This window comes from Salinicola sp. NYA28a (genome assembly GCF_976982775.1).
The window spans coordinates 3,399,464-3,415,769 of record NZ_OZ334582.1 but is presented as its reverse complement, the minus strand read 5'-3'; the positions used below and the strand labels follow the sequence as shown (position 1 = coordinate 3,415,769).

General features: G+C 62.6%; 10 protein-coding genes and 5 tRNA genes. 10 read left to right on the top strand and 5 right to left on the bottom strand.

What is annotated here, in order from left to right; all coding sequences use genetic code 11:
• Nucleotides 1-216: 216 nt before the first annotated feature.
• The 4 genes from ACWHY3_RS15405 to ACWHY3_RS15390 form a co-directional block, all read right to left on the bottom strand.
• A complete protein-coding gene (locus ACWHY3_RS15405) occupies nt 217-4,176 on the bottom strand; it encodes a hybrid sensor histidine kinase/response regulator (protein ID WP_448126916.1) in 3,960 nt (1,319 codons plus the stop codon).
• A 96-nt stretch (nt 4,177-4,272) separates the two neighbouring features.
• Nucleotides 4,273-4,788: a hypothetical protein gene (locus ACWHY3_RS15400; protein ID WP_087718273.1), complete on the bottom strand. Its 516-nt coding sequence runs from the start codon at nt 4,786-4,788 to the stop codon at nt 4,273-4,275.
• 91 nt (nt 4,789-4,879) lie between these two features.
• Complete coding sequence (locus tag ACWHY3_RS15395) at nt 4,880-6,661, bottom strand: sodium:solute symporter family protein (RefSeq protein WP_448126915.1); 1,782 nt, start codon at nt 6,659-6,661, stop codon at nt 4,880-4,882.
• A gap of 6 nt (nt 6,662-6,667) precedes the next feature.
• Nucleotides 6,668-6,928, bottom strand: coding sequence for a DUF4212 domain-containing protein (locus ACWHY3_RS15390; RefSeq protein WP_071231497.1), 261 nt, complete (start codon nt 6,926-6,928; stop codon nt 6,668-6,670).
• A gap of 722 nt (nt 6,929-7,650) precedes the next feature.
• Between ACWHY3_RS15390 and ACWHY3_RS15385 the strand changes: the two genes are divergently transcribed.
• From ACWHY3_RS15385 to ttcA, 3 genes are all read left to right on the top strand, one after another.
• Nucleotides 7,651-9,468, top strand: a complete 1,818-nt coding sequence (locus ACWHY3_RS15385; protein WP_448126914.1) for a putative nucleotidyltransferase substrate binding domain-containing protein — start codon at nt 7,651-7,653, stop codon at nt 9,466-9,468.
• An 11-nt stretch (nt 9,469-9,479) separates the two neighbouring features.
• Nucleotides 9,480-10,097 (top strand): 3'-5' exonuclease, encoded by a 618-nt coding sequence (locus tag ACWHY3_RS15380; protein ID WP_087718270.1) that lies wholly within the window; start codon nt 9,480-9,482, stop codon nt 10,095-10,097.
• 74 nt (nt 10,098-10,171) lie between these two features.
• Nucleotides 10,172-11,026 carry a tRNA 2-thiocytidine(32) synthetase TtcA gene (gene ttcA, locus ACWHY3_RS15375; RefSeq protein WP_448126913.1) on the top strand — a complete coding sequence of 285 codons (855 nt, stop codon included), beginning with the start codon at nt 10,172-10,174 and terminating at the stop codon, nt 11,024-11,026.
• A 56-nt stretch (nt 11,027-11,082) separates the two neighbouring features.
• Here the strand turns inward: ttcA and hpxO are convergent, their stop codons facing one another.
• Nucleotides 11,083-12,255 carry an FAD-dependent urate hydroxylase HpxO gene (gene hpxO, locus ACWHY3_RS15370; RefSeq protein WP_448126912.1) on the bottom strand — a complete coding sequence of 391 codons (1,173 nt, stop codon included), beginning with the start codon at nt 12,253-12,255 and terminating at the stop codon, nt 11,083-11,085.
• 259 nt (nt 12,256-12,514) lie between these two features.
• On the opposite strand from hpxO, the gene ACWHY3_RS15365 reads away from it, so the two are divergent.
• The 7 genes from ACWHY3_RS15365 to ACWHY3_RS15335 all read left to right on the top strand — a co-directional run bounded on the left by ACWHY3_RS15365 (nt 12,515) and on the right by ACWHY3_RS15335 (nt 16,246).
• Nucleotides 12,515-13,240, top strand: a complete 726-nt coding sequence (locus ACWHY3_RS15365; protein WP_303853476.1) for an alpha/beta family hydrolase — start codon at nt 12,515-12,517, stop codon at nt 13,238-13,240.
• A gap of 77 nt (nt 13,241-13,317) precedes the next feature.
• Nucleotides 13,318-13,393, top strand: a tRNA-Val gene (locus ACWHY3_RS15360).
• Nucleotides 13,394-13,473: 80 nt separating this feature from the next.
• Nucleotides 13,474-13,550 (top strand) — tRNA-Asp (locus tag ACWHY3_RS15355).
• Nucleotides 13,551-13,654: 104 nt separating this feature from the next.
• Nucleotides 13,655-13,731: transfer RNA gene (locus tag ACWHY3_RS15350), tRNA-Asp, on the top strand.
• 45 nt (nt 13,732-13,776) lie between these two features.
• Nucleotides 13,777-13,853: transfer RNA gene (locus tag ACWHY3_RS15345), tRNA-Val, on the top strand.
• A 4-nt stretch (nt 13,854-13,857) separates the two neighbouring features.
• A tRNA-Asp gene (locus ACWHY3_RS15340) sits at nt 13,858-13,934 on the top strand.
• 299 nt (nt 13,935-14,233) lie between these two features.
• Nucleotides 14,234-16,246: an FAD-dependent oxidoreductase gene (locus ACWHY3_RS15335; RefSeq protein ID WP_448126911.1), complete on the top strand. Its 2,013-nt coding sequence runs from the start codon at nt 14,234-14,236 to the stop codon at nt 16,244-16,246.
• The last annotated feature ends 60 nt before the right edge of the window (nt 16,247-16,306 follow it).

Genomic DNA, 16,306 nt, shown 5'->3' with positions numbered 1-16,306 from the left:
CGAAGCTCGAAGCTCGAAGCTCGAAGCTCGAAGCTCGAAGCTCGAAGCTCGAAGCTCGAAGCTCGAAGCTCGAAGCCCGAAGCCCGAAGCCCGAAGCCCGAAGCCCGAAGCCCGAAGCCCGAAGCCCGAAGCCCGAAGCCCGAAGCCCGAAGCCCGAAGCCCGAAGCCCGAAGCCCGAAGCCCGAAGCCCGAAGCCCGAAGCCCGAAGCCCGAAGCTCAGTCGCCCGACAGCCTCGCTGCGCGACTGGCCTGCAGTGTCCGGGTCATCAGCGCGCGCAGAGCGGCCGGGCGTACCGGCTTGAGCAGGATCTGATAGCCGCCGCGCTTGATCTCCTCGGCGACTTCTTCGGTGCGGTCGGCGGTGATCACGATGCCCGGTACGGCCTGCTCGCAGAGCTCTTCCAGCGCTTCCAGGGCCATCATGCCGGTGACTTCGTTGTCGAGATGGTAGTCCGCGAGAATCGCATCCGGATCGCCCCCCATGTTGCGAAGCGCCGACTTGGCGCCACCGATCGAGGTGGCCGTATAGACTTCGCACTCCCAGCCTTCCAGCATCGCTTTCATGCCTTCGAGGATGAGGCGCTCGTTGTCGATGCAGAGAATGCGCGTGCCCGCCAGCTTGTTGCTGGCCCGCTTGTTGGGCGCCGTCTCTTCCGGCGTGGCGGCGCCGCGGCGATCGGCGATCATCGGCACGGAGACCGAGAACACGGTTCCCAAGCCGACTCGGGAGCGAACGAGAATCGGGTGATCCAGTACGCGGCTCATGCGCTCGGAAATCGACAGGCCCAGGCCCAGACCGCGCTCGCTCTCCTTGTGCCGGGAGGCCTGATCGAGACGCCGGAACTCCTGGAATATCTCGCTCAGCTTGGATTCCGGTATCCCCGGACCGGTATCCCAGACCTCGATCGTCACGCGCCCGCCGGCGCGACGGCAGCCCAGCAGGACGCGTCCCTGCTGGGTGTAGCGCAGGGCATTGGACAGGAAGTTCTGAATGATGCGTCGCAGCATCTGGGCATCGCTCTCCACCCACAGACTGGTGGAGACCATGTCCAGATCGAGGCCGCGATCGTCAGCCATGACTTCGAATTCGGCGCGCAGCGGACGCAGGATGTCGGCCAGGGGGAACTGGCTGCGACGCGGCGTGAGCGCGCCGGCGTCGAGCTTGGAGATATCCAGCAGCGTGCCCAGCAGCTCCTCGGCGGCCTGGAGTGAGTTGTCGATATGGCCGATGGTGCGACCGTGATCGGGATCCTCGATCTGCTGGCCCAGCGCCGAGGTGAACAGCCTGGCGGCGTTGAGGGGTTGCAGCAGGTCGTGGCTGGCGGCGGCGAGGAAGCGCGTCTTCGAGGCGTTGGCGTCCTCGGCGGTCTGCTTGGCCTGGCGCAGCGCCTGTTCGGCCTCGGCGCGAACGCGGTTTTCCTGACGCAGGGCTGCGTTGGCCTCCGATAGCGCCTGGGTACGCTCGCGGACTCGCTCCTCGAGATTCTCGTTGGTCTCGCGCAGGGCGATTTCTGCCAGCCGGCGCTCGGTGATGTCCTGGTAGAGCGCGAAGAAGCCGAGGATTCGCCCGCCTTCGCCGAAGTGCGGCGTGTAGGTCACCAGCATGTAGCGAATGCCGCCGTCGCCGTCGTCGAGCGAGATCTCGAAGGTGACCCGCTCGCCGCTCAGGGCTCGCTGCATCCAGGGTGTGCGTTGACGCGCCGTCTGCGGCGGCAGCACGTTATCCGCCCGCTCCCCGATCACCGCGTTGCGGTCGATCCCCATCGCCGCTTCATAGGCGCGGTTGGTGAAGAGATAGCGACACTCCTTGTCGAAGTAGGCGATCAGTGCCGGCACGTTGTCGGTGTAGATGCGGATGTTGCTTTCGGAGCGGATCAGCGCTTCCTCGGTGCGCTTCTGCTGCGTGATGTCCTGATAGGTGTAGACGAAGCCGCCCCCCGGCATCGGGTTGCCCAGCACCTCGAGCACCGAGCCATCCGGGCGGTAGCGCTCGTAGCGGTGGGGCTGGCCGCTGCGGATGTTCTCGATCAGCTGCTCGACGTGTTCCTCGGGATCGCCGGGGCCGTATTCGCCGTTGTGGGCGTTGTAGCGGAACACCTTCTCCATCGGCGTGCCGACGCGGATCAGATTGTCGGGGAAACGGAAGATCTCCAGATAGCGCTGGTTCCAGACCACCAGGTTGAGGTTCTGGTCGACCACGCCGATGCCCTGGTTGATGTTCTCGATGGTCGCCTGCAGCAGCGCCCGGTTGAACTCCAGCACCTGTGACGCTTCGTCGACGATCGAGATGACGTCCGAGATGCCGATACCGCGGCCCTGAAGCGCGGAGTTGACCACGATGCGGGACGACGAGGCGCCAAGCACCGAGGCCAGCAGACGCTCGGTGAACTGGATGACGTCGATCGACGCCCGGATATTGTTGTCCACCGGCTTGGCGTTGCGTCGGGCGTAGTCGTCGAAGGCGCGTTCGACCTGCGATTTGCCCAGGAAGCGTTCGCACAGCACCTTGAGGTCGCCCATGGTCGTGGCCCCTGTCCAGGGACGGTTGACCGTGGTCTGGCGGGTTTCGATGCTGTCGACGAACAGCGAGGCCTGGATACGCTCGACGACCCGCTGCGGCGTCAACTGCGAGATGAAAATGTAGAAGAACAGGTTGAAGCCCAGCGACAGCATCACGCCGTGGGCGAAGCTGTCGGTGACGTTGAGACCGAACAGTTGCAGGGGCGAGAGCCACTCCAGCCCCAGCGGGCCGCCGATCAGCCACGCTTCCGGCAGCAGGTTAGCCTGGATCAGCGCCGGCATCAGCAGGGTGTAGGCCCAGATCGCGAAGCCGACGTTGAGCCCGGTCACCACGCCGAGACGATTGCCGCGCTTCCAGTAGAGCCCGCCGAGCAGCGCCGGGGCGAACTGGGCGGCGGCCGAGAGCGATAGCAGGCCGGTGGCGGCGAGCGAGCTGTACTCGGCGACCAGCTGGTAGAACAGGTAGGCCAGGGCCAGGATGACGACGATGGTGAGTCGACGGGCGCGCAGCACCAGCCGGCCGTAGTCCCGGGGCTGCTCCTCGAACCAGCGCAGTCGGAACAGCGCCGGCAGCACGATTTCGTTGGAGATCATGATCGCGTTGGAGACGACGGCCATGATCACCATGCCGGTGGCCGCCGAGAGTCCGCCGACGAAGGTCATCATCGCCAGCCACGGCTGGTCGGCGACGATCGGCAGGGCGAGGACATAGCTGTCCGGCGAAATGCCCTCACCGGGAAACAGCGATAGCCCCGCAGCCGCCAGGGGCAGGACGAAGAAGCCGATGGCCACCAGATAGACCGGAAATAGCCAGCGTGCCCGCTTGGCATCATCGGTATGGGTATTCTCGACTACCGTAATATGAAATTGCCGAGGTAGACAGAACACCGCCAGCATCGCCAGCAGCGTCTGGGTCCAGAAACTGGTATCGAAGTTCTGCTCGGTCAGCTGCTGCTGCAGCTTCAGATAGGTATCCGCGCGCGTCAGCAGTTCGCCCAGGCCATCGAACATGCCCCAGGTGACGTAGGCGCCCAGCACCAGAAAGACCAGTAGCTTGACCACCGACTCGAAGGCAATGGCCTGGATCAGCCCTTCGTGATGCTCGGTGGCGTTGGTATCGCGGGTACCGAAGAGGATCGCGAAGACCGCCATGAAAATGGTGATATAGAACGCCGTGTCGTCGACGATCGGCGCCTTCACTGCATGGCCGTCGCTGGTCATCACTCGAAAGGCGCTGGAGACGGCTTTCAGCTGGAGGGCGATGTAGGGCAGCGTCCCGATCAGGGCGATCATGCTGGCAAAAGCGGCCAGCGACTGGGACTTGCCGTAACGCGAGGCGATGAAGTCGGCGATCGAGGTCACGTTCTGGCGCTTGGCGACCCGGATCATCTTGGTGATTACCGGCCAGAACAGCAGGAACGCGAGCACCGGGCCTACGAAGATGCTGGCAAACGACCAGCCCGACGTCGCGGCCTGGCCGACGCTGCCGTAGAAGGTCCAGGACGTGCAGTAGACCGCCAGCGCCAGACTGTAGACGATTGGCCGGCGGCTTGCGGCGCCGTGGCGTCTGGCGTGCCGATCCCCGCGCCAGGCAATGGCGAACAACGTGGCGACATAGAGCAGTGCCACCACGATCAATAAACCGCCTTCGAACATGAACTCTCTCCCTTGATATGCGGCCATTCTAGGGCAACGCCAACCTCGAGGGCAGCCGCGATCCGGGGCTTGATATCGATGGTGCCGCGTGCCGGATCAGCTTTCGGAACAGACCGTCTCGAGTTGCGGGTCGTCGCCCGCGAGATGACGCAAACGGCCGATGTCGGGCTGGCGGCTATCGCCCACGAGCGGGACGCTCTCGCGAGCGCTGCAATTGACCAGATACGCCTGGTGGGTCAGCACGTCGCGATACTGCATTTCGAAACGATAGAGAACGAACTCGACGAGGCGCTCGCCGTTGGCTCGCGATTGCACCAGTTTGTCCCGGTCGACGACGCTGAACGCCGTGGTCAGCGGATGGAGATAGGTCCATGGGCGCCATAACATCCGGCTCTTCTCGGTCGACACCACTGTCGCCGATTCGGGCAACTGCTGGCGCTTGTATTCATACCAGTCGTACTCGTAGTTGATCTGGTAGGCCAGTAGGCCCAGCCCCGCGCAGGCTGGGATGATCCAGCGCGGTAGACGTTTACCGCTGAGAGAACGTAACAGTAGCGCCACGCCGGCGGCGCCCAGGCCGGCGGAGGCTGCCGCGACCAAATGCCATATCATGGTGATTCCTTGCTCAAAGAATCGGGCTTCCCGCTGGGAAGCCCGATTCGAGTGGTGCCAGTTAGCCTGACTCTTCAGAAAGCATTGTCGCTTAGTGATCGATCGCGACACCAGCCCCCTTGGGATAGCGCACGCTTTCCACCAGATCCTGAATCTCCTGCGGCGGCTCCTCAGTGACGCTGGAAACCATGTATGCCACGGCGAAGTTGAGGATGGCGCCCACGGAGCCGATGGACAGCGGCGAGATGCCCATTACCCAGTTGGCCTCAGTGTCCGGCAGGTTGTTGGTATCGGGAATGAAGAACCAGCCCTTGTAGACGAAGATGTATACCAGGGTGAAGATCAGGCCCGAGAGCATGCCAGCGATCGCCCCCTTGTTGTTGATCCGCTTGGAGAAGATTCCCATCATCAGCGCGGGGAACAGCGAGGCGGCGGCGATACCGAAGGCCAGCGCCACGACCTGGGCGGCGAATCCGGGAGGATTGACGCCGAGGTACGTCGCGACCACGATCGCCACGGACATCGAAATGCGGGCTGCCCGCAGTTCGCCCCTTTCGGTGATCCTCGGGTTGATCGCCCCCTTGATCAGGTCATGACTGATCGCCGAGGAAATCGCCAGCAACAGACCTGCCGCCGTGGACAGCGCTGCCGCCAGGCCCCCCGCGGCGATCAGACCGACCACCCAGCCGGGCAGATTGGCGATTTCGGGGTTGGCCAGCACCAGAATGTCGTTGCTGACCTCCAGTTCGTTACCTTGCCACCCGCGGTCGGAGAAATCGGCGGCGCCGTTGTAGAGTTGAATGTTGCCGTCGTTGTTCTTGTCGTCGAAGGTTATCAGTCCTGTCTCTTCCCAGGTGCGAATCCAGTCGGGACGGTCCGCGTACGCGATGGGGTTGGCGGCGGCATCCTCGTAGTTCTCGACCTGGGCGGCCATGTCCGGGTAGATGGTGGTCACCAGGTTGAGGCGGGCCATCGAGGCCACGGCTGGAGCCGTCAAATAGAGCACGCCGATGAACACCAGCGCCCAGCCGGCGGACCAGCGTGCGTCGGCGACCTTGGGAACGGTGAAAAAGCGCATGATGACGTGCGGCAGCCCCGCGGTACCGATCATCAGCGATAGCGTGAACAGCACCATGTTCAGCTTGTTGTCGACCATCGCCGTGTACTCATTGAAGCCCAGTGCGGTGACGACTTCGTTGAGCTTGGCCAATAGCGGCTCGCCGGAGGCGCTGTGATCGGAGAACAGGCCGAGCGGCGGTATCGGGTTGTCGGTCAGTTGCAGCGAAATGAATACCGCCGGGATGGTGTAGGCGATGATCAGTACGATGTACTGAGCCACCTGGGTATAGGTGATGCCCTTCATGCCCCCCAGGACCGAATAGAAGAACACGACAATGGCGGCGATGATGAGGCCGGTGGTCGCATCGACTTCCAGAAAGCGCGAGAAGGCCACGCCGGCACCGGCCATCTGACCGATGACGTAGGTGAGCGAGGCGATGATCAGGCAGACCACCGCTACCATGCGCGCCGATTTGCTGTAGAAACGGTCGCCGATAAACTCGGGGACGGTGAACTTGCCGAACTTGCGCAAGTAAGGGGCCAGCAGCAGAGCCAACAGGACATAGCCTCCGGTCCAGCCCATCAGGAAGGTGGAGGCGCCATAGCCTGCCGAGGCGATGATGCCCGCCATGGAAATGAACGAGGCGGCGGACATCCAGTCGGCGCCGATCGCCATGCCGTTGGTGATGGGGTGTACCCCGCCGCCTGCGACGTAGAAGTCCTTGGTCGAACCGGCCTTGGCCCAGATCGCAATGCCGATGTAGATGGCAAAGGAGCCGCCGACGAAGAGAACGTTGATGGCAAATTGACTCATGCAGGCTTACTCCCCGAGACCGAATTGTTTGTCCAGCCGGTTCATCTTCCAGGCATAGAAGAAGATCAAGCCGATGAAGATCAGAATGGACCCCTGTTGCGCGAACCAGAAACCCAGGTCAGTGCCACCGATGGATATGCCAGCCAGCAAGGGTCGTAACAGGATAGCGCAGCCATAGGACGCCAGCGCCCAGACGATCAGGCAGCCGGTTATCAGGCGAAGATTCGCCTTCCAATAGGCAGCAGCGTTGGATTTGTCATCTGCCATATTATCGTTCTCCGCGTCATTGAAGCTGGGAAGTGTTCCGAGTTTATGCCCGCCCGGCGGGAAACCGCTCGACTACAAACTACATTTATCATGAGTGATTCACATGCGTACGAATTTTACGCGGGAAGGTTCGGTCGACAGCCGCTTTTCGATCACTCATTTATGAAGACTAAAGTCTCCTTTATTCGCGCCTTGGCTCGTCGACAGGGTACGTTATCGACTTGCGATCTCCCTATAGTGCTCAATAGCAATATTGAGTAGCGAAAACAAGATGTTAAATCTTCTACCTTAGTATCGTGGAAACGTTTGGCTAATGTTTTATATGTAGTTGATTGGATATGAAATCGCTTTTTAATGATTTTGATTGAGATCTATAAGACCATGGTCTAGCCAAAAGTGCGGGGCGTTGAGTCCAGCTGGGTGTAGATATTCTGCTTTGCTATAAAAGTGATAAGTCATGACTTAATAAGGGAAGGGGAGGTTCGTTAAGTTATGATGAGTTGGCAAACAAATCGTTAAGTGTAGAGTGCCGGAAGGATATCGGGAGAGTATACAGAGCGCCGTAGATTGCGTTTTTGCCTGAGCATCGCCGCAATGGCGCTTTTTTGAAGGGTGAATTCTCGTGGCTGAAACGATACGACAGTTCGAGCATGCCTTCGTCGAGCCCGCTCGCGGCAGGGTGCTCGGCATAGGTATGCCGTTGCAATGACGGGAGCCGGCTGATGGTCGACATGGATCTTTCCCAACCACCCTTTACGCTACTCGACGGTAGCGGCCGTGAGCGTGTCATTCGTGGTGTCGATCTGCTCTACTTCAATCGCGGCGAGATCATCCTCGACGCCGGCCAGCCCGGCGAGTTCGTGTACATCATCCACAAGGGCGAGGTCGCGGAGCTCGACCCCCACGCGCCGAGCGATCAGGCGCGCATTGCCCATTACACGGCTGGCGACCTGTTCGGTGCTATCAGCATTCTCAAAGGATCCAGCCGATATCGCTTCAAGGTGGAGCAGGAAAGCCTCTGCTATGCGATGCCCAAGACACTCTTCGAGCACCTTTGCGACGATTACCCGGCTTTCGCCGACTTCTTCCAGCGCGGGCTGGCGCAGAAGACCCGCCTGCTAGCCGAGCGTCGCGCCGAAAGCGGCGTGAACATGGCGGGTTTCATGCTGGCTCGGGTCAGCGCCTGCATGCGAGCGCCATTGATCGTCGAGGCGACCACCAGTATTGCCGCGGCGGTCAACCGGCTCAACGAGAGCCATGCCGACAGCTTGCTGGTCGGCAAGGACGGTCGCTTCGGGGTGGTGACCAAGACCGATCTGCTCAATGCGTTGGTGATGGAAGGCGCGACGCAGGCGCGTCCGGTGGTCACCATCGCTCACTTCGAGCTGGTATCCGCCGCCCCCGATCAGTATCTGTTCGAAGCGCTGGTGCAGATGACCCGGCATCAGGTGGCCCGGGTGGTGGTGGTCGAGCGTGATCTACCGGTCGGCGTAGTGGAGTTGACCGATGTGCTCAGCCATTTCTCGAGCCGCTCCTACATGGTCAGTCTCGAGCTAGAGCAGGCCGATGATCTCGAGGCCCTGGCTCGCGCCAGCGCACGGCTGCCGGAGCTGGTCCAGGCGCTGATGGCCCAGGGGATCAAGCTCCGTTTCGTCATGGATCTGCTGGCGGCGCTCAACGGGCGTATCGTCGACAAGGCCTATCAGTTTCTCGTCGCCCCCCGCTACCGCGCTCAGAGCTGTCTATTGGTAATGGGCAGTGAAGGACGCGGTGAGCAGATCCTCAAGACCGATCAGGACAATGCGCTGATCGTCGCCGACGACAGCGATTGGCCCGATCGCGAGATCGCCATGCAGCGTTTCACCGAAACACTCTATACGCTGGGCTACCCGCCCTGTCCGGGCAATATCATGGTTTCGAATCCTGCCTGGGTAGATAGCGAGAGCGGCTGGCGAAGGACGGTCACGCGCTGGGTCGAGCGCCGTGACGGCGCATCGCTGATGAACCTTGCCATCATGCTCGATGCCCGTGGCGTCGCCGGCGATACTCGTTTGCTGGATCGCATGCGCGAACATCTCTTCGCCAGCTGCTCCCGCGATGAATTGCTGCTTTCCTACTTTGCTCGGGCCGCGCTGCATTTCGCCGCGCCGTTGACCCTGTTCGGCACGCTCAAGACACCCAGACACGGTATCGACATCAAGAAAGGCGGTATCTTCCCGATCGTGCACGGGGTGCGCACCCTGGCGCTGGAATGTCGCATCAACGAGACATCGACCCTGGCTCGGCTGGCGGCGCTTGCCGAACAGGGGCGGCTGGAAGCGGACTTTGCCGCGGATCTCGGCGAGGCGCTGGCGCTGTTCATCGAACTGCGCCTCAAGCAACAGCTGGCCCAACTCGACGGACGGCAGAACAGCGACGAACCCAACCTGGTCGTGGTTCAGTCCCTGTCGTCGCTGGAGCGCGACCTGTTGCGCCAGGCGCTGCATATCGTCAAGGATTTCCAGCAACGTCTGACGCACCGTTTTCATCTCGAATACTGACGAGGACTGCGATGATACGTTCGCTACGCCGTGTGGCCGATCGCCGCCGCCAGGCGGATGGCCGCTATGGCTGGCTGTTCAGTCCCTACACCGGTGACGAGATGGTGGCCATCGACTGCGAGACCACCGGCCTCGATACCAGGACCGCCGAACTGGTCTCGATCGCTGCGGTACGCATCCAGGGCGAGCGCGTGCTGACCAGCGGCTCGCTGGATCTGCGCCTCCAGCCGCCGGCCAGCCTGCGCGGTGATTCCATCAAGATCCATCGTATGCGCGGGATCGACTTGAATGATGGCGACGAGCTGGGGGAGGCGCTGGAAAAGTTTCTCGATTTCATCGGCAACCGCCCGCTGTTGGGTTGGTGCATCGATTACGACCGGGCGGTGATCGACCGTCAGCTTCGGCCGCTGTTCGGCTTCAGCCTACCCAATGCATGCCTTGACGTGGCACAGCTCTATCTGCGCGAGATGCATCGGACGCGCCCGCAGCTGGAGCCGACGGTAAATTTCGAGTCGGTCGCCGAGGCGCTCAATGTGCCGGTGATGGGCCGCCACACCGCCCTCGGTGATGCGACAACCACGGCCTTGATGTACATACGCCTGAAGAAGGGCGCCCTGACGACAAGTTAGCGAGGCGCATCGCAAGTCGCCGGGCGCAGTGATAGCATGAGCGCGCCTTCATACCCATATGTGTCGTTCGACCCATGCAAGCATCTACCGTTACCCAGAAGTACGAGTTCAACAAGCTGCAGAAGCGCCTGCGCCGTCAGGTCGGCAATGCGATCATTGATTACGGGATGATCCACGAGGGCGACAAGGTGATGGTCTGCCTGTCCGGCGGCAAGGACTCCTACACCATGCTGGAGATTCTGATGAATCTGCAGCGTAACGCGCCGGTCAATTTCGAACTGGCCGCGGTCAATCTCGATCAGAAGCAGCCGGGCTTCCCCGAACACGTGCTGCCCGAGTATCTGGACGCCAAGGGGGTGAACTATCACATCCTCGAGCGCGACACCTATTCGGTGGTCAAGGAGAAGACGCCGGAGGGCAAGACCACCTGCGCGCTCTGCTCGCGTCTGCGTCGCGGCTCGCTCTACGGCTTCGCCGAGGAGATCGGGGCGACCAAGGTGGCTCTTGGGCACCATCGCGAGGACATCCTGGAGACGCTGTTCCTCAACATGTTCTTCGGCGGTTCGCTCAAGGCGATGCCGCCCAAGCTGCTGTCGGACGATGGCAAGAACATCGTCATCCGCCCGCTGGCCTACTGCCGCGAGGCCGATATCGCCGAGTTCGCGCGCCAGATGGCGTTCCCGATCATTCCCTGCAACCTGTGCGGCTCGCAGCCCAACCTGCAGCGCCAGGTGGTCAAGGAGATGCTGGCGGAGTGGGAGGTCAAGCATCCCGGGCGGCTCGAGACCATGTTCAAGGCGGTGACCAACGTCGCGCCCTCGCAGCTTGCGGATCGCGACCTGTTCGATTTCGCGGGGCTGGAGGCGAAGCAGCGTCAGATGCAGGAAACGCGGATCGATGCCTTCGATCTGCTCGCCCGCGAAGCCTGAGCGAACATGGCGCCCACAAGGCCCGCCGGAGGTGATCTCCGGCGGGCCTTTTGCATTCATGCCAGCGGGCCACCAAGTATCGTCTTGCTCATCCCGCCCATGATGCGGGTGCCGTCCTCTTCGGCCAGTTCGGCGTACCAGGCGCGTGTCTTGTCGGGATCGGCGCCATGAGTCGTGTCGGCACGCTGGCGTGCGCGCGTGACGATACTGCCGACCCGCTGGACGCGGGCACGGTCGTAGGCTTGCAGGGCGGCGGGAATGTCGCCACCGGCATCATCGAGTGCGCGAGCCAGCACCCACGCGTCTTCCATCGCCTGACAGCCCCCCTGGCCCAGATCCGGTGCCATGCCGTGCGCCGCGTCGCCGAGAATGGCGGCACGTTCGCCGATCAACGTCTCCAGCGGTTCGATGTCGTGAATCTCCACGCGAGCCATCGCGGCAGGGTCGATGCGTTCGATCAGCCGCTGAACCGGCGGTGCCCAGCCGGCGAAATGCCGTGCGAGCTCGTCACGATAACTGGCGGGATCGTTGGGCGTGCCGGCGGGCAGCGGGACGTCGAAGAAACAGTAGAACTCGGGCGAGGCGCCTTCGCCGCTCATCGGCATCATCGAGACGCGCTGATGGTCGCCGACGTACTGCACCCACCGATCGAGCGGGGCGAGATCGGGCGTGGCGGCGACCCGCACGTTCCAGTTGACGTAGCCGCAGTAGCGACGCTCCACGGCATGGTCAAGCGCCCGTTCGCGCAATCGGGAGTGCGTGCCGTCGGCGATCACGATCAGGTCGGCCCGGCGCGTCGAACCGTCGTCAAAGGTGGCTTCCACGCCGCTGTCGTCGCAGCGGTAATCGGTACAGGCCAGACCGAGCGTGACGTTGTCCGGCCCCACGGCATCCAGCAGCAACTGCTGGAGCGCCGCCCGCGCAATGGGGCAGGCCCGCTGTCCCACCTGGTCGTAGAGCGGCTGCAGGCTGAAATGGGTCAGGGGCTGGCCGTCCTTGGTGAGATAGGCCATGTCGTTCATGCGCCCGCTGGCCTGTTCGACGGCATCGCCCACTCCCAGAGCCTTGAGCACCTTGACGCCGTTGGACCAGACCGAGATGGCTGCGCCCACCGGGCGAAGCTCGGCGACGCGGTCGATGACCTCGACCTGGTGACCTGCCTTCTGGAGCGCCAGGGCAGCGGTGAGCCCGCCCATGCCGGCGCCGATGACGAGAACGTTCAGCGTCATGGGAATGTCCTGGTTGTTGTCGTTAACTTGTTGTCATTAAAAATTCGTCGTTGAACGACGTATCTTGAGAAACCTGTCATGCGAGATGAGCACGACCAGAAAACCTGACCGATCGATCAAGTTTTGTCATCCTACGCAAAAAAGATGCCGCATGGGAATGCCGGAGTCATCGCCGGGCCTGACGCGAGGCCTTATCGATTCCTCGTTGGCACCGGCCGAAGCGGCATGATCTGCCGGAACCGATCGACAAGGGGGCACGATGACCGGAACGGCCGCAGTTCCACCACTCGAGACGCAGGATAGCGAAACGTTACGTGCAGCGCTGGCAGCGGGCGACGGCGCGAGCCATGAGGCCGTCCTGGGCGGATTCGTCGTCGAAGGGGAGGCGAAGCATGCGCGCCTGATTCTCTGTCACGGGGCAGGGGTCGGGCACGATTCCCCGTTTCTGACCCGATTGCGCCAGCAGTTGGCCGCGTGCGGCATTCAGGTCGTGGCGCTGGAGTTCGGCTACATGGCGACCATGCGCAAGGAGGGCAAACGACGGCCACCGCCCAGGATCGAGAGGCTGGTGACGGAGCTGGCCGAATGGCACCGGGCGTTGCAGGCGCTGGATGGCGAGACGCCGCTGTGGCTTGGCGGCAAGTCCATGGGAGGCAGGGTCGCGAGCCTGCTGGCCACGCAAGTCGACGTGGCGGGGCTGGTCCTGTGTGGCTACCCGTTTCATCCCCCCGGCAAGCCTGCGCGTTTGCGACTCGATCACTGGCCGGAGATTCGGTGTCCGCTGCTGTTGCTTCAGGGGACGCGCGACCCGTTCGGGCGACGCGACGAGGTCGAAGGATACGATTTACCGGCACAGACGGAGTGCCACTTCCTGGATGGCGGAGACCACGATTGGAAGCCGCCCAAACGCCACGCGCGGACGCAGTCGACATTGATCGATGAGGCTGTCGGCCACGTATCACGCCGGCTGGGCGCAAGTGAATGATCCGGATGGAAAATAGTGGTGTGAAAAGCTGTTGACTTTCGACCGGTCACAGGTAGAATGCAGCGCCACGTGACCACGGGTGGTTAGCTCAGCTGGGAGAGCACCAGCCTTACAAGCTGGGGGTCACAGGTTCGAACCCTGTACCACCCACCATTACGTTTTCGTAGTGCTCGGGTTCACGTGTTGCAAGTCGTAGTTGCAAGAAAGAGTGGCAAGAAGCAGTTGGAAAATGCGGACCGGTAGTTCAGTTGGTTAGAATGCCGGCCTGTCACGCCGGAGGTCGCGGGTTCGAGTCCCGTCCGGTCCGCCATTTCCATCGACATTGACAAGCCCCAAGGCATGCAATGTCACCTGCTAGTCGCGTAGTTGGTATCGTTGGTCTGCGTTTCGACTCATACCCCCGATGCATCGAGTGGACCGGTAGTTCAGCTGGTTAGAATGCCGGCCTGTCACGCCGGAGGTCGCGGGTTCGAGTCCCGTCCGGTCCGCCATACTTCGCACTGCTAGTGTTTGTTGTATCGAATTGTTTGACGTCTGGGTGGTTAGCTCAGCTGGTTAGAGCACCAGCCTCACATGCTGGGGGTCACAGGTTCGAGTCCTGTACCACCCACCACAGCGGACCGGTAGTTCAGCTGGTTAGAATGCCGGCCTGTCACGCCGGAGGTCGCGGGTTCGAGTCCCGTCCGGTCCGCCATCGACGTCTTATGCTCCGATTATCTCCTCGCTGTTATTCTCTGCTGTCGCGATACCTTCAGGCCGACACGCTCGCCATTCGATGGTTTTCACGCCATTCGATAGTCTTCGCGCCCCAGCCTCGCTGGCATTTTATCGATCTGTCTTGTTCCGTTCGTCCCTGCGCTGCTCATCCTCGGCCGCACCCTGATACCGCTTTGGTGGAATGGTTCCCGTCGGTGTTTTCGTTACACTGATGTTCATACGTGCGTTTGAAAGCCGCTATCGGCGGTAAGCGCCCCGACATGAGTGGATCCGACCGTGACGCGTTTCTCCCATCTATTTCGCCCTCTGCAAGTCGGCTCGTTGACACTGCGCAATCGCGTGGTGATGGGGTCGATGCATACCAACCTGGAAGAAGCGTCGAACGGCTTCGAGCGTCTGGCGGCGTTCTATGCGGAACGGGCGCGTCATGGCGTCGGCTTGATCGTCACCGGCGGCATCGCGCCCAATGCGGAAGGAGCGGTCTTCCAGGGGGCCGCCAGGCTCACCGATGGCGCCGAGGCCGAGCGGCATCGCCCTGTCGTGGAAGCAGTGCACGCCCACGGCGCTCATATCTGCCTGCAGATACTGCATGCGGGCCGCTATGCCTATTCGCCGGATCTGGTCGCGCCCTCGGCGATCGCCGCGCCGATCAATCGCTTCACGCCACGCGCGCTGAATGGCGACGAGGTCGAGCGGCAGATCGACGACTTCGTCCGCTGCGCCAGGCTGGCCCAGGCCGCCGGGTACGACGGCGTCGAGATCATGGGTTCGGAAGGTTACCTGATCAATCAGTTCCTTTGTCGCCGTACCAACCATCGCGATGACGCCTGGGGTGGCGATAGCGCGGGACGCCAGCGTTTCGCGATCGAGATCGTGCGTCGGGTTCGCGAAGCCTGCGGCACGGATTTCCTGCTGATCTTTCGACTGTCGATGATCGATCTGGTCGAGGAGGGCAGCACCCGCGAGGAGATCGTGGCGCTGGCGCAGGCGATAGAAGGCGCCGGGGCGGACATGATCAACAGCGGCATCGGCTGGCACGAGGCACGAGTGCCGACCATTGTCACCAGCGTGCCGCGTGCGGCGTTCGTTCCTGTCAGCCGGGCGGTGCGCGAGGCGATTTCGATACCGCTGATCGCGACCAATCGTATCAACATGCCGGCGGTGGCGGAGGCGGTGCTGGCCGAGGGGCATGCCGATCTGGTGTCGATGGCGCGTCCCTTCCTGGCCGATCCGGCATGGGTGAGCAAGGCCGAGCAAGGCCGGGTCGACGAGATCAACACCTGCATCGCCTGCAATCAGGCCTGTCTCGATCACACCTTCAAGGGCAAGCTGACCTCCTGTCTGGTCAATCCGCGCGCCTGCCACGAAACGGAACTGACGCTGACGCCGACCGATACGCCCAAACGGATCGCCGTGGTGGGGGCCGGCCCGGCCGGACTGGCTGCCGCCGTTGCCTGCGCCGAGCGCGGGCATCGGGTGACGCTGTTCGAGCGTGATTCAAAGGTTGGCGGCCAGTTCCGGCTGGCGCAGCGCATCCCGGGAAAGGAGGAGTTCGCCGAGACGTTACGCTACTTCACCACCCAACTGATGCTGCGCGGTGTGGAACTGCGCCTCGATACCCAGGCCGATGTCGAGCAGTTGCGGGGCTTCGACGAGGTTGTCGTCGCCACCGGCGTCAAGCCTCGCGAGCTCGAGCTCGAAGGCATCGATCACCCCAGCGTGCTTCCCTATCCCGTGGCGATCCAATACCCCGAGCGAGTAGGGCGGCGAGTGGCGATCATCGGTGCCGGCGGAATCGGTTTCGATGTCGCGGAACTGCTGGCCCACGCAACGTTGCCTGCGCAGGATGTCGAACGCTGGTGCGACGAGTGGGGCGTTGATCTGTCGGTGGCTACCGCTGGCGGGCTGAAGCCGCGGATGTCGCCGGCGGTGCCGCGCCAGATCACGCTGCTGCAGCGCAAGACCGGCAAACCGGGCGAGGGGCTTGGCGTGACCACCGGCTGGGTCCACCGGGCGGTGCTCCGGGCGCGTCGGGTCGAGACGTTGTCGGGCTGCGTCTATCGGCGTATCGATAATGATGGTCTGCATGTCAGCGTCAACGGGGAGCCCCGGCTGCTGGCAGTCGACAATATCGTGATCTGTGCCGGTCAGGAGTCGCAGCAGGCACTTCATGAGGCGCTGGTCGCAAGCGGCGTGAGGGCTCATCGAATCGGCGGTGCCGATCTGGCTGCTGAGCTCGATGCCAAGCGTGCCATCGATCAGGGCGTGCGGCTGGCGGCGAGTCTATGAGCTGCGACCGGTTGCGTTGAGTCAGCGTGAGTGGCGAGTGCTCGTGCGCTGCCGGGCGTC

Coding starts and splice junctions, on each gene's coding strand:
- ACWHY3_RS15405 (WP_448126916.1), bottom strand. CDS start 4,176: ATGTTCGAAGGCGGTTTATTGATCGTGGTGGCACTGCTCTATGTCGCC.
- ACWHY3_RS15400 (WP_087718273.1), bottom strand. CDS start 4,788: ATGATATGGCATTTGGTCGCGGCAGCCTCCGCCGGCCTGGGCGCCGCC.
- ACWHY3_RS15395 (WP_448126915.1), bottom strand. CDS start 6,661: ATGAGTCAATTTGCCATCAACGTTCTCTTCGTCGGCGGCTCCTTTGCC.
- ACWHY3_RS15390 (WP_071231497.1), bottom strand. CDS start 6,928: ATGGCAGATGACAAATCCAACGCTGCTGCCTATTGGAAGGCGAATCTT.
- ACWHY3_RS15385 (WP_448126914.1), top strand. CDS start 7,651: ATGGTCGACATGGATCTTTCCCAACCACCCTTTACGCTACTCGACGGT.
- ACWHY3_RS15380 (WP_087718270.1), top strand. CDS start 9,480: ATGATACGTTCGCTACGCCGTGTGGCCGATCGCCGCCGCCAGGCGGAT.
- ttcA (WP_448126913.1), top strand. CDS start 10,172: ATGCAAGCATCTACCGTTACCCAGAAGTACGAGTTCAACAAGCTGCAG.
- hpxO (WP_448126912.1), bottom strand. CDS start 12,255: ATGACGCTGAACGTTCTCGTCATCGGCGCCGGCATGGGCGGGCTCACC.
- ACWHY3_RS15365 (WP_303853476.1), top strand. CDS start 12,515: ATGACCGGAACGGCCGCAGTTCCACCACTCGAGACGCAGGATAGCGAA.